This is a genomic window from Agrobacterium tumefaciens (genome assembly GCA_025560025.1).
GTDB lineage: Bacteria > Pseudomonadota > Alphaproteobacteria > Rhizobiales > Rhizobiaceae > Agrobacterium.
Genome location: CP048485.1, coordinates 2896164 through 2908919, shown reverse-complemented (window position 1 = coordinate 2908919; position 12756 = coordinate 2896164). Strand labels below are relative to the sequence as shown.

The 12756-nt window shown below is 58.7% G+C and carries 12 protein-coding genes; 6 read left to right on the top strand and 6 right to left on the bottom strand.

Annotated elements, in window-relative coordinates:
• Positions 1–870 precede the first annotated feature (870 nt).
• From rpsT to mutM, 3 genes are all read right to left on the bottom strand, one after another.
• Entirely contained in the window at positions 871–1137 is a 267-nt protein-coding gene (gene rpsT, locus FY152_14045) for a 30S ribosomal protein S20 (protein ID UXS33164.1), read from the bottom strand.
• Between the two features lie 195 nt (positions 1138–1332).
• On the bottom strand, positions 1333–2106 hold the full coding sequence (locus FY152_14040) for an enoyl-CoA hydratase (protein ID UXS33163.1): 774 nt from the start codon (positions 2104–2106) through the stop codon (positions 1333–1335).
• A 33-nt stretch (positions 2107–2139) separates the two neighbouring features.
• A complete protein-coding gene (gene mutM, locus FY152_14035; GenBank protein ID UXS33162.1) occupies positions 2140–3042 on the bottom strand; it encodes a bifunctional DNA-formamidopyrimidine glycosylase/DNA-(apurinic or apyrimidinic site) lyase in 903 nt (300 codons plus the stop codon).
• 143 nt (positions 3043–3185) lie between these two features.
• Between mutM and ubiE the strand changes: the two genes are divergently transcribed.
• The 3 genes from ubiE (at position 3186) to FY152_14020 (ending at position 6947) form a co-directional block, all read left to right on the top strand.
• Positions 3186–3962: a bifunctional demethylmenaquinone methyltransferase/2-methoxy-6-polyprenyl-1,4-benzoquinol methylase UbiE gene (gene ubiE, locus FY152_14030; GenBank protein ID UXS33161.1), complete on the top strand. Its 777-nt coding sequence runs from the start codon at positions 3186–3188 to the stop codon at positions 3960–3962.
• A 36-nt stretch (positions 3963–3998) separates the two neighbouring features.
• Entirely contained in the window at positions 3999–5573 is a 1575-nt protein-coding gene (ubiB, locus tag FY152_14025; protein ID UXS33160.1) for a 2-polyprenylphenol 6-hydroxylase, read from the top strand.
• A 459-nt stretch (positions 5574–6032) separates the two neighbouring features.
• Positions 6033–6947: a sterol desaturase family protein gene (locus FY152_14020; protein ID UXS33159.1), complete on the top strand. Its 915-nt coding sequence runs from the start codon at positions 6033–6035 to the stop codon at positions 6945–6947.
• Between the two features lie 9 nt (positions 6948–6956).
• On the opposite strand, the gene FY152_14015 is transcribed toward FY152_14020, so the two are convergent.
• The 3 genes from FY152_14015 to FY152_14005 form a co-directional block, all read right to left on the bottom strand.
• Positions 6957–7331 (bottom strand): MmcQ/YjbR family DNA-binding protein, encoded by a 375-nt coding sequence (locus FY152_14015; protein ID UXS33158.1) that lies wholly within the window; start codon positions 7329–7331, stop codon positions 6957–6959.
• Positions 7328–8533, bottom strand: coding sequence for a bifunctional phosphopantothenoylcysteine decarboxylase/phosphopantothenate--cysteine ligase CoaBC (coaBC, locus tag FY152_14010; protein UXS33157.1), 1206 nt, complete (start codon positions 8531–8533; stop codon positions 7328–7330). Before coaBC ends, FY152_14015 begins: the two co-directional genes overlap by 4 nt.
• 171 nt (positions 8534–8704) lie before the next feature.
• Positions 8705–10288 carry a peptide chain release factor 3 gene (locus FY152_14005; protein ID UXS33156.1) on the bottom strand — a complete coding sequence of 528 codons (1584 nt, stop codon included), beginning with the start codon at positions 10286–10288 and terminating at the stop codon, positions 8705–8707.
• A gap of 90 nt (positions 10289–10378) precedes the next feature.
• Between FY152_14005 and dut the strand changes: the two genes are divergently transcribed.
• From dut to cysK, 3 genes are all read left to right on the top strand, one after another.
• Positions 10379–10849 (top strand): dUTP diphosphatase, encoded by a 471-nt coding sequence (dut, locus tag FY152_14000; GenBank protein UXS33155.1) that lies wholly within the window; start codon positions 10379–10381, stop codon positions 10847–10849.
• 78 nt (positions 10850–10927) lie between these two features.
• Positions 10928–11545, top strand: coding sequence for a LysE family translocator (locus FY152_13995; GenBank protein ID UXS33154.1), 618 nt, complete (start codon positions 10928–10930; stop codon positions 11543–11545).
• Between the two features lie 155 nt (positions 11546–11700).
• Positions 11701–12669 (top strand): cysteine synthase A, encoded by a 969-nt coding sequence (cysK, locus tag FY152_13990; GenBank protein UXS33153.1) that lies wholly within the window; start codon positions 11701–11703, stop codon positions 12667–12669.
• Positions 12670–12756: the final 87 nt, after the last annotated feature.

Below are 12756 nucleotides of genomic sequence, written 5' to 3'. Positions count from 1 at the left end.
TGCCGATTTGTCCCCTGCCGCATCTGAGCAAGCTGCATCACAAGCCTTCGGTGCGCGGTCCCCATCAGCCACCGCACCCATCGCCAAATTCAATTGCATATTGCCGCCTTTCAAATTGCCAATCATAGCCTGACGACCAAAAATCGATCGCCAGGGATCCCCCTCGTATTATTCTTGCCTTCAGCGCTCCCCTCGAAAGAACGTCAAAGGCTTCTACTCGTTTGCGAGCCGGTTATCCCATTTCCCTCCCCCTCATGGAGAGGCCTGCGACACGCTAAAGACGCTCCTTTCATCACAACCTAAAGGCGCATTCTTGAGGACAAAAAGCTCCCGCCCGTTCCGAGACCGAAACGGCACAAAAAGCTCCATGACCTGAGAAAACGGACCTCGAAAGACCCGCCAGCAAGAAGGTGAATACCGTCGATGTGATCATCACGATAATCTGTGGACTGCGATCCGCACCCCTTGTTGAAATGCATTTAGGCAGGATCGTGGGGAGAGATCAATGGCGTTTTTTCTGCAAAAACTCAGATCGGCCATTGACTCGCAAAGACCGTTTTGCATCACGGGCAAGGTCCGAAGCAGAATCGCTTATGAATCAATGAGATTCAATTTTGGCATTTTTTAAGAGGCGATTTTGGCAAAAAAATAAAAATCTTCTTGACTCAAAACTCGTCGGGACTTCCGTAGAGAAAGCCTCCCATTTCCAGAGACACCTCCGGCAAGATATTGTTTTTATTCAATATTTCCTGTCGTCCATCTGACACGCGTTTGTCACGTTACGGCAGGATTGCTTAACAGGTGGTTAGAATCACAAAAAGCCCGGTCAAAAGACCAGGCTTTTAGAATAATTATTTGTGATTAGCCGGATTAGGCGGAAAGGGCCTTAACGCGCTGTGCGAGACGCGACACCTTGCGGGATGCGGTGTTGCCATGCAGAACGCCCCGGGTGGCGGCGCGCTGGATCTCGGGCTGAGCTGCCTTCAGAGCTTCGGTGGCTACTGCCAGATCGCCCGAAGCAATCGCTTCCTCGACCTTGCGGATGAAGCCGCGAACGCGCGAACGGCGAGCCTTGTTGACTGCGGTACGGCGAGCGATCTTGCGGGTCGCCTTTTTCGCCGAAGTTGTATTGGCCATGTATGCCTCTCTTCGAATTCAAACCAAATTCCGCAACCACAGGATCGGGTCGTTCTACGACCTCACGTAACCCAAGAATGCGGGAGTAATTTCGGACAAGCCGGATGGCTTTCCTTAACCGTGGGCGGGCATATACCGCTAAAGCTTACGCCCGTCAACGCGCAAAACGCTTAAAAGCGCCGATATTCCGAATCCTTAGCGATTCCGGAAAGCGGGTTTGCGCTTTTCGACGAAGGCCGCCATGCCCTCCTTCTGATCCGCCGTTGCAAAGAGCGACTGGAAGGATCGTCTTTCATATCTGAGCCCCTCTGCCAGAGGGACCTCGAAGGAGCGATTGACACTTTCCTTGGCCATGAGGACGGAAGCGCGCGACAGCGAGGCGATGCGTGTCGCTGCCTCCACTGCCTCATCCATGAGATTTGCAGCCGGCACGATCCGCGACACGAGACCGGCGCGCTCGGCCTCCGCCGCATCCATCATGCGGCCGGTCAGAACCAGATCCATGGCCTTCGCCTTGCCCACGGCCCTCGTCAGCCGCTGCGAACCGCCCATGCCGGGAATGACGCCGAGCGTGATTTCCGGCTGGCCGAATTTCGCCGTGTCCGAAGCGATGATGAAATCGCACATCATCGCCAGCTCACACCCACCGCCCAATGCAAAGCCTGAGACTGCGGCGATGACCGGCTTGCGTGTCGCTGCGACCTCTTCCCAGCCGCCGAGGAAGTCGCCGACATAGGCGTCGACAAAATCCAGCCCCTGCATTTCCTTGATGTCGGCGCCTGCGGCAAATGCCTTTTCCGATCCGGTGATGATGATCGCACCGATGGAATCGTCAGCGGAAAATGAGGAAAGAATGTGCCGCAGTTCTTTCAGAAGCACCGAATTGAGAGCGTTGAGCGCCTTGGGGCGGTTGAGCGTGATGACGCCCACCTCATCGCGTTTCTCCACCAGTATCGTTTCATAATCCACGGCAGTCTCCCCTTCTCCGCTATTCCAACTCAGCTATTTCTGGCAGGCGGCACAATAGAAGGTCGAACGACCAGCCTGCACCACCCTTTCAACCGTACCCCCGCAGCCGGGTGTCCGGCAAGGCTGGCCTTCCTGATCGTAGACCGAAAAGGAATGCTGGAAATAACCAAGCGTTCCATCCGTCTGTATATGGTCGCGCAGGGAAGAACCGCCAGCGGCAATCGCGTCCGCAATCACGTCGCGGATTTTTTCGGTGAGATCGACGAGCTGCGGTTTCGGCTTGCCGGTTTTCGTGACCAGCGTTCCCGCCGCCCGCAAGGGTGAAAGGTGCGCGCGCCACAGCGCCTCGCAGACATAGATATTGCCGAGACCGGCAATGATCTTCTGATCCAGCAGCGTGCTTTTCAAAGGCTGGCTTTTGCCGTCAAACCGGCTCGCCAGATAATCAGCGCTGAGCGCGTTGCCGGTCGGCTCCGGGCCGAGCTCCGCAAAGGCAGGGTAAAGGTCGAGCTTGTTGCGCTCGACAAGATGCATGAAACCGAAGCGGCGCGGATCGTTATAGATGACGCAGACGCGCTCTTCTCCCTTGTCGAGATGAAAGACGACATGGTCATGCTTGCCGTCTTTCGAACGGGCATAATGAAACGCGCCGGGCGCGTCCCTGTCACCGGCCCCATCGATCTCCGCCTCAATACGAAATGAGCCGGACATGCCCAGATGAGCGACGATGGTCAGCCCGTCCTCCAGTTCGATCAAAAGATATTTCGCCCGGCGCCCGAGCGATATGATTGTCTTGCCTTCGATCAGCGCCGCGAAATCCTCAGGGAACGGAAAGCGCAAATCGGGACGGCCGAGATGGAGCCTGCGGATGCTTGCTCCTTCCATGGCTGGTGCAAGGCCGCGTCTGACGGTTTCGACTTCTGGCAATTCTGGCATCTGGCTTATCCGGCAGTTTATCGTTAGGACCATGTGGTCTATACAGTGCACGCGAAATGTCGCGCCCAGGCGATGCGGCAACAGATAGCGTCGCCATGGCGTTTCCGCTATGGTCCGCCACGCAATAAATATGGAGACAGACGATGACCGACGCCCGTACCACTGCCCAAGGCGGCATGGAAACGTCCTATGGCTTCCACAAGGTGGACGAAGGCAAGAAGCAGGGGCTGGTCAACGAGGTCTTCCACAAGGTGGCCAAGCGTTACGACATCATGAACGACGTGATGTCGGCTGGCATGCACCGGTTGTGGAAAGACGCCATGGTCTCCTCGCTTTCGCCGCGCAAGGATGCCTCCTACAAGGTTCTGGACGTGGCGGGCGGCACCGGCGATATCGCCTTCCGCATCGTCGAAGCCTCCAATCGTCTGGCGCATGCCACCGTTCTCGACATTAACGGCTCTATGCTGGCGGTTGGCGAGGAGCGCGCGGCGAAAAAGAAGCTTTCCGACAATCTGACCTTCGTGGAGGCGAATGCCGAGGAGCTGCCCTTCGAGGCAAACACATTCGATGCCTATACGGTCGCATTCGGCATTCGCAACGTGCCGCGCATCGATGTGGCGCTGAAGGAGGCTCACCGTGTGCTCAAGCGTGGCGGGCGTCTGCTGGTACTGGAATTTTCCGAAGTCGAAATGCCGTTGCTCGACCGCGTCTATGACGCATGGTCGTTCAACGCCATTCCGCAATTCGGCAAGATGATCACCGGTGATGCAGAGCCCTATCAATATCTGGTCGAGTCGATCCGCAAATTCCCCAATCAGGAGGATTTCGCGGCGATGATCCGGACCGCAGGCTTTTCCCGCGTGACCTATACGAATTACACCGGCGGCATCGCCGCCCTGCATTCCGGCTGGAAGCTATAAGATAATGGCCGGCAAGAGCAGGAGACAGGCATAAGCATGAGCACTTTGGGCGCATATTTCCGCCTCACAAGGGTTGGCTGGGTTCTCGTGCGCGAAGGCGTTGTGCTGGCACTGCCGTCCGATGACCTGCCTGCACCAGCACAATTGCTGAAAGCGGTGCTGAAGCCCTTCGCCCGCAGCAAGGCCAAGCGGGCGCAGCGCAGTGACCGGCTGGCCACGGCTGTCGAGCGGCTTGGCCCTTCCTATGTGAAGATGGGTCAGTTTCTGGCCACAAGGCCTGATGTCGTCGGCGCCGATTTTGCCGATGATCTCGCAAGCCTTCAGGACCGCATGGCGTTTTTTCCCGCAGCCGCGGCGAAGGCCAATATCGAAGGTTCACTCGGGCGCCCGGTTTCGGAGCTTTACAGGGAATTCGGCGATCCGATCGCCGCCGCTTCCATCGCCCAGGTTCACCCGGCCATAGTGGATACGCCGAAAGGGCCACGCAAGGTGGCCGTCAAGGTCATCCGCCCCGGTGTGCGCCAGCGCTTCCAGAACGATCTCGAGGCGATGTATCTGATCGCCGACCTGCAACAGCGTTTCGTCCGCTCCGCCCGTCGCCTGCGCCCGGTTGAAGTGACGCGCACTCTGGAACAGACCACCAAGATCGAGATGGATCTGCGGCTTGAGGCCGCCGCGCTTTCCGAACTTGCGGAAAACACCAAGGACGATCCCGGGTTCCGCGTTCCCGAGGTCGACTGGGAACGCACCGGCCGCGATGTCGTCACCATGGAATGGATCGACGGCGTCAAGATGTCGGATATCGAGGGGCTGAAGGCCGCCGGTCACGACCTGAACCAGCTCGCCGACACGCTGATCCAGTCTTTCCTGCGCCACACGCTGCGCGACGGCTTTTTCCATGCCGATATGCATCCCGGCAATCTCTTCGTGGATGCTGAAGGCGAGATCGTCGCCGTCGATATGGGCATTGCCGGACGCCTTGGCAAAAAGGAGCGCCGTTTCCTCGCCGAAATCCTCTACGGCTTCATCACCCGCGATTACATGCGCGTGGCGGAAGTGCATTTCGAGGCCGGTTATGTGCCGGGTCATCACGATAAAGCCAGCTTCGCCCAGGCGATCCGCGCTATCGGCGAACCGATCCACGGCCAGCCGGCCGAGACGATCTCCATGGGCAAGCTTTTGACGCTGCTGTTTGAAGTAACCGAACTCTTCGACATGGAAACGCGCCCGGAACTGGTGATGCTGCAAAAGACCATGGTGGTGGTGGAGGGCGTGTCGCGCATGCTCAATCCGCGCTTCAACATGTGGAAGGCGGCTGATCCGGTCGTCGGCGGCTGGATCAGGGATAATCTCGGGCCGAAACGCATCGTCACCGACCTGAAGGACGGCGTGAAGGCGGCTCTCAAGCTTGCGGAGGCAGCACCCGAGATCGCCGCCAAGACGGAGAAGCTGCATTCGGACCTGATGTATATGAGCGAAAACGGCCTGCGTTTCGACGCACAGACGGCGGAAGCCATCGGCAAGGCGGAAGCGCGACATACCAGATGGGGACGGGCAGCGCTCTGGGTGATTGCGCTGACGCTTCTCTATATTGCAATCCGAATCAGTTAAGAATGAGCCGAACGTGGGGGCAGCACGCACACTCCGGAAGCCTCTGCCCGACCAATATGATCGAAGCATGCCATGCTCATGCAATCTAACGAGGAATAGTCACCTGATCTTTTAACGGAACAGGTGACCGATGAGATTGCTCACGTTTCTGGCGGCTTCGATATTCCTCAGCCTTCAGCCGGTGTCAGCGCCTGAAGCGATGGCGGAACATATGTTTTACGACCCCTGTAAGGATGGTCGCATGAGTGATGGCAAACCGCGCAGTTGCGGCGAGCTGAAGCGTGAACTGCGGCGCACCGAGAGGCATGGCCGCAGGGAATGGGACTATTATCGGCCGACGCGGCCAATGCGAACCGATCCCTGCCGGGACGGGCGCTTCAGCGACGGGCAACCGCGATCCTGCGAGGAGCTGCGCCGCTGGTTGGATGTTAGATGATTGCCGGACGGGAATTGAGATTCATGGCAAAAACTCAGGCAATAAAACAGGCCCTTACCTACGCTTCGTGGCCGATGGTGTTTTTCTCCGGCCTTGCCGGCTCCTATGTCGCCTTCACGAGCAGCCACCCGATAATGGGGTTCCTCGCCGTCTATGCCTGTGCGGTGATGGCTCTGTTTCTTCTTGAACGCTATATTCCCTATGAGGTCGAATGGCTTGAGGGTGACGGTGAAACCGCAACCAGCATTGGCCACACACTTTTGACCAAGGGTCTTGTCCAGCTTGCCGCCGTTGCGGGGGCGATCTTTCCAATGGTCACCGCCAATGTGCTGCAACCGCTTGCAGCCATGCGGTTCGACATGTGGCCTTCCGATCTGCCGATGGTGGTTCAGGTCGCACTTGCGGTCACCATCGCCGAATTCGGTCTCTACTGGGCCCACCGCATCGCGCATGAAACCGTGTTCTTCTGGCGTTTCCATGCCCTGCACCACAGCGTTGTGCGGCTGTGGGTGGTCAATACGGGCCGCTTTCATGTGGCGGACTCGCTTTTCAAGATCGCGCTCAGCCAGATACCGCTTTATTTCATGGGCGCGCCTTTGCAGGTTTTCTGGTGGCTTGGGGCCGTTACCGCCTTCATCGGCATTCTGACCCACTGCAATGTCGACATGAAAACCGGCCTGCTCGACTACGTGTTCAGCACGCCGCGGCTGCACCGGTGGCACCATTCAAAGCAGCTTCCGGAAGGAAACACCAATTACGGCGAAAATCTCGTCATCTTCGATGTGATCTTCGGCTCCTACCACAATCCGGATCGGCCCTCTTCCACCGATATCGGCATCAAGGGTGAGATCGCGAAGGGATTTGTGCCTCAGCTTTTGCAACCCTTCACCAAGGAAGGCGTCCGCCAGATCATCGGCAAAGACAAGAAGGTCAACTGAAACGAGAAACTATATCGTGGGCGCAGTGTCGATCACTATGCCCAGTTCGCCCCGCAGCTTCTTCGTCAGGCCGGCTGCGACAAGCTCATAGGAGCGGCGCACATAATGCTCCAGCTCTTCCTGCTCCAGCGGCGAATGGTCGGCAATCGACACCCATTTGCGTTTGGCGAAATAGGGCGCCTGACCGATGCCTTCCAGTGAGGTGAGGATTTCGAAGCTTTCCTCCGAACATTTCACCACAAGCCGCCAATCCACTCGCTCTCCCAGCACCGCAAAGACCTTGTCTCCGACCTTGGCGACATGGGAATCCCACTGATCGACAAAACGCACGCCCGGCCATTCGCCGAGCAACCGGTCGAAGGTCTTTTGATCGAACAGGCTCATGCCAGTTTCTCCGCGATAAGGGCTGCCAGGCGTTTTGCGACGTCTGCCTTGTCCAGATCCGGCCAAGCCTCGACACCGTCAGCCGAAATGATCTTCACGCTGTTGCGGTCCCCTCCCATGATGCCGGTTTCGGCGGACACATCATTGGCGACGATATAATCTGCACCCTTACGTTCCAGCTTGGCCCGACCATTCTTTTCGACATCCTGCGTTTCGGCGGCGAAACCCACCACCAGTTTCGGGCGCTTTTCATGGTGGCCAACGGTTTTGAGAATATCGGGATTCTCCGTCAGTTGCAGCGCAGGCGGGGCATCGCCCGGCTGCTTCTTGATCTTCTGTTCCGACGCGCCTGCCACCCGCCAGTCGGCGACGGCCGCGACCATGACGGCAATATCCGCCGGCAGTCTCGAAATCACCGCATCGCGCATCTCCTCGGCGCGCTCAACGTGGATTGTCGCAACGCCCGCCGGATCGGCAATAGTGACCGGACCGGAGACCAGCGTGACCTCGGCTCCCAGTTCCGCCAGCGCCGCTGCGATGGCATGGCCCTGCTTGCCGGAGGAGCGATTGGCGATGTAACGGACCGGATCGATCGGCTCATGGGTGGGGCCGGAGGTGACGATGGCCGTCCTGCCCTTCAGAGGCTTCGGCCCAGCGTCGAGCAGCGCCGCCACGGCTTCGACAATCTGCAACGGCTCCGCCATGCGGCCAAGACCCGCCTCACCCTTTTCCGCCATCTCGCCCGCCATGGGGCCGATGAAAGACACGCCGTCTTTTTTCAGCATTTCGACATTGCGCGCTGTCGGCCTGGCGGACCACATTTTCGGGTTCATTGCAGGTGCGACCAGCACCTTGCGATCGGTCGCCAGAAGGATCGTGGAGGCAAGATCGTCAGCCAGCCCATGCGCCATCTTTGCCATCAGGTCGGCAGTGGCGGGCGCGACCAGCACGAGGTCACAGTCGCGCGCAAGCCGGATATGCCCGACATCCTGCTCGTCCTGTCTGGAAAAAAGCTCGGTGAAAACGTGGGTGGCGGACAGTGCGCCGACGGCAAGCGGCGTGACGAATTCCTGGGCGCCCTTCGTCATCACAGGCGTCACCTTCGCGCCGCGCTCTTTCAGGCGGCGGATGAGATCAAGGCTCTTATAGGCCGCGATGCCGCCGGAGATGATGAGAAGAATATGTTTGCCTGAAAGCGTCATGATACCGGACCAGTTTCCCGTTTAACGGGGAAACTAGAGCATTTCCGGTGAAAACGTAATCACCTTCAATGCTCTAGCTCTTTGTTTTTCCGCATTTCCGGACGGAAAACCGCTGCGCACTTTTCCTGAAAATGCTCGGCCCTTGGCATACAAAGTGCAATCCGGCTGATATCACGCCGCCTTGGCGACGTGATATTCCTTGATCGCGACCATCTTGATCGCCGGAAAACGCTCGGACTCATAGCGGAGCGAGAAAGCGTCCTGCGCCAGAAACACCGGATCGCCATCCAGATCGCGGGCGATATCGCCGCGCTTGACGTTGAGGAACTTGTCCATTTCCGCCGGCTGATCGGAAGAAATCCAGCGGCAGACGGAAAAGCGCGACATTTCGAAGGAGACCGGCAGGCCATATTCGCCCATCAGACGCTCCTTCAACACGTCGAGCTGCAGCGCGCCGACAACGCCGACGATAGCGGGCGAACCGTCTTCCGGCGAGAAGAGCTGCACGACGCCCTCTTCCGCCATCTGCTGCAGGGCTTCCTTCAGCTTCTTGGCCTTCATGGCGTCTTCCAGACGTACACGCCGCAGGATTTCCGGCGAGAAGTTCGGTACGCCCTGGAAGACGAGGTTTTCACCTTCGGTCAGCGTATCGCCGATGCGCAGCGTGCCATGGTTCGGGATGCCGACCACGTCGCCCGCAAAGGCCGTATCGGCCAGCTGGCGCTGCGAGGCGAAGAAGAATTGCGGCGCGGTAAGGCCCATCTGTTTGCCGGTGCGAGCAAGCCGCGCCTTCATGCCGCGCTCCAGCTTGCCCGAGCAGATGCGGGCGAAAGCGATACGGTCACGATGGTTCGGGTCCATATTGGCCTGAATCTTGAAGACAAAGGCCGTCATTTTCTCTTCAGCCGCATGGACGGTGCGGGTATCCGCCACCTGATCGCGCGGCGGCGGCGCGAAGTCACCAAGCGCATTGATGAGATCGCGCACACCGAAATTGCGCAGCGCCGAACCGAAGAAAACCGGCGTCATGTGACCTTCGAGAAATGCCTGACGATCGAAAGGACGGCAGGCTTCCAGCGCCAGTTCGGTTTCTTCGACAAAGAGGTGGCGTTCATTTTCCGGCAGGCGGTCGGCAACAGCCCGGGGGCCGTTTACCGGCAGCCCGTCCACCTGGGTATCGTTGCCGCGGAAGGTGTTTTTAGCGAGATTATAGGCGCCGCAGAAAGTCTTCGCCCGCCCGACCGGCCAGGTGATCGGCGCAGTATCCAGCGCCAGCTTCTCTTCCACCTCATCCAGAATCTCGAAGGGATCGCGGCTTTCGCGGTCCATCTTGTTGATGAAGGTGATGATCGGAATGTCGCGCATGCGGCAGACTTCGAAGAGCTTCAGCGTGCGCGGCTCGATACCCTTGGCGGCATCGATGACCATGATCGCCGCATCCACCGCCGTCAGGGTGCGGTAGGTATCGTCGGCGAAATCCTCGTGGCCGGGCGTATCGAGAATGTTGAAAACGCGGTCGTTATATTCGAAGGTCATGACCGACGTGACGACCGAAATGCCGCGCTCACGCTCGATCTTCATCCAGTCCGAACGGGTCTGGATGCGATCCTTCTTCGCCTTCACCTCACCGGCAAGCTGGATCGCTCCGCCGAACAGCAGCAGTTTTTCCGTAAGCGTGGTCTTACCCGCGTCCGGGTGCGCAATAATAGCAAAGGTGCGGCGGCGGGAGACCGCCTCGGCAAGTGTTTCGGCCATCTGACAAATCCTGTGGAATTGCGGGGTATCTAGCGTTTCAGGCCCGCTTTTGCAATTGACCTTGCCGCGATCTCGGCAAACTAATGCCCCATGACCGTTCAAAACGACAATAGACCCCTCCTCCGGCTCGTCCGTCTCGCCAATGGCGCAGACCTCGAATTGCCTTCCTATGAAACCCGTGGCGCGGCCGGCATGGACCTGCGCGCGGCGGTGCCTCTGGGTGAACCGCTGACCCTCAAACCCGGCGAACGGACGCTCGTGCCGACAGGCTTCGTTTTCGAAGTTCCGCAAGGTTATGAAGCGCAAATCCGCCCCCGCTCCGGCCTCGCCATCAAGAACGGCATCACCTGCCTCAATTCCCCCGGCACGGTGGACAGCGATTATCGCGGCGAAGTGAAGGTCATTCTCGCCAATCTGGGGCAGGATGATTTCGTCATCGAGCGCGGCATGCGCATCGCCCAGATGGTGATCGCTCCCGTAACGCAGGTTGTCGTCAGTGAAGTAACCGAGACATCCGAGACAGCGCGCGGCGCCGGCGGTTTCGGTTCGACAGGAATCTGACCAGCGGGCCTCTATGATCCGATTGTTTTTACCCGGCGATTTCGCTATGGATTTAGCGGATTTCCGGGAAAGACGACTATGACGCTGACGACCCTGCTTGCCTATGCCACCGCCCTCTTCATCGCCGCCGCCATTCCTGGTCCCGGCATGACGGCAATCGTGGCGCGGGCGCTGGGATCAGGCTTCCGGGAAACCTTCTTCATGGGCCTCGGGCTGGTGCTGGGCGACATGATCTACCTGACCGGCGTGATATTGGGCCTCGCCTTTGTGGCGCAGACCTTTCAGGAGGCCTTCATGGTCCTGAAATTCGCGGGCGCGGCCTATCTCCTCTACATCGCCTGGAAGCTCTGGACCGCCGGCCTTTTGCCGCAGGACCTGAAGGCTAAAAAGAGCACCAGCATGCCCATGTCCTTCCTGTCCGGCCTGCTGATCACGCTTGGCAATCCCAAAACCATGCTGTTTTACGTGGCGCTGGTGCCGACGCTGATCGATATCCGCATGATCGGGCCGTCGGAATATGCGACACTTCTCGCCATCACCTTCGCCGTGCTGATGGCGGTTCTGCTGCCTTACATCCTGCTCGCGGCCAAGGCACGTAACCTGCTTAAACGGCCGAGCGCCTTGACGATCCTTAACCGCACCGCGGCCGGTATTCTGGCCGGAACGGCGACCATGATCGCGATCCGCAGCACCTAAAATAAATTCGTGCATTCGGCTGTTTTATCGTGAAATTTTTCCATTAAACCAGCCATATAAGGATGAACGTTCGCTAGATTGACGCGGCGATTGCTCCTATTCTGCCGCTCAAATCTTGCGGTCACTATTCTGTGGCCTTCATACAGGAGAGCATCATGCCCGAAGCCAGAAAGCCCGGACGCGGACGCGTCTATTCCTCCATCACGGAAACAATCGGCGATACGCCGATCGTGCGGCTGGACAAGCTGGCGAAGGAGAAGGGCGTGAAGGCCAATCTTCTCGCCAAGCTCGAATTTTTCAATCCCATCGCCTCCGTGAAGGACCGCATCGGCGTCGCCATGATCGAGGCTCTGGAAGCGCAGGGCAAGATCACGCCCGGCAAAACGACGCTGGTGGAGCCGACATCAGGCAATACCGGCATCGCGCTCGCCTTTGCCGCCGCTGCCAAGGGCTACAGGCTGATCCTGACCATGCCAGAGACCATGTCGGTCGAACGCCGGAAAATGCTGGCCCTGCTTGGCGCTGAGCTGGTCCTGACCGAAGGCCCCAAGGGCATGAAGGGCGCGATCGCCAAGGCGCAGGAACTGGCAGAAACACTGCCCGACGCCATCATTCCGCAGCAGTTCGAAAACCCCGCCAATCCGGATGTTCACCGCAGGACGACAGCCGAAGAAATCTGGAACGATACCGACGGCACCGTAGACATTCTGGTCTCGGGCATCGGCACAGGTGGCACGATTACGGGCACGGGCCAGGTACTGAAATCCCGCAAGCCGGAGGTAAAGGTCATTGCGGTCGAGCCCGCCGACAGCCCTGTGCTTTCCGGCGGAAATCCCGGCCCCCACAAGATTCAGGGCATCGGCGCAGGCTTTGCACCCGCTATCCTCGACACCGGAATCTATGACGAGATCGTCACCGTTACCAATGACGAGGCTTTCGAAACAGCACGTCTGGTGGCGAAACTGGAAGGCGTGCCTGTCGGCATCTCTTCCGGTGCTGCGCTGGCGGCGGCGATCAAGGTCGGCGCGCGGGAAGAAAATTCCGGCAAGAACATCGTCGTCATCATTCCTTCCTTCGCGGAACGTTACCTTTCGACGGCGCTTTTCGAAGGGCTTGGGCTTTAAGCCACGCTTTCAGGCGCGGTCTAATCGCGTGCCAGATTAGCAAATATTCCAATGTGCCGCTGGCCCCGCTGGCGGCACATTGTTTTT

Bases quoted from the DNA above. Each gene is read 5' to 3' on its own strand.
- FY152_14015 (UXS33158.1), bottom strand. From the start codon at position 7,331: ATGAGCCTGTTCGATCAAAAGACCTTCGACCGGTTGCTCGGCGAATGG.
- rpsT (UXS33164.1), bottom strand. From the start codon at position 1,137: ATGGCCAATACAACTTCGGCGAAAAAGGCGACCCGCAAGATCGCTCGC.
- FY152_14020 (UXS33159.1), top strand. From the start codon at position 6,033: ATGGCAAAAACTCAGGCAATAAAACAGGCCCTTACCTACGCTTCGTGG.
- dut (UXS33155.1), top strand. From the start codon at position 10,379: ATGACCGTTCAAAACGACAATAGACCCCTCCTCCGGCTCGTCCGTCTC.
- coaBC (UXS33157.1), bottom strand. From the start codon at position 8,533: ATGACGCTTTCAGGCAAACATATTCTTCTCATCATCTCCGGCGGCATC.
- FY152_13995 (UXS33154.1), top strand. From the start codon at position 10,928: ATGACGCTGACGACCCTGCTTGCCTATGCCACCGCCCTCTTCATCGCC.
- FY152_14005 (UXS33156.1), bottom strand. From the start codon at position 10,288: ATGGCCGAAACACTTGCCGAGGCGGTCTCCCGCCGCCGCACCTTTGCT.
- ubiE (UXS33161.1), top strand. From the start codon at position 3,186: ATGACCGACGCCCGTACCACTGCCCAAGGCGGCATGGAAACGTCCTAT.
- ubiB (UXS33160.1), top strand. From the start codon at position 3,999: ATGAGCACTTTGGGCGCATATTTCCGCCTCACAAGGGTTGGCTGGGTT.
- mutM (UXS33162.1), bottom strand. From the start codon at position 3,042: ATGCCAGAATTGCCAGAAGTCGAAACCGTCAGACGCGGCCTTGCACCA.
- cysK (UXS33153.1), top strand. From the start codon at position 11,701: ATGCCCGAAGCCAGAAAGCCCGGACGCGGACGCGTCTATTCCTCCATC.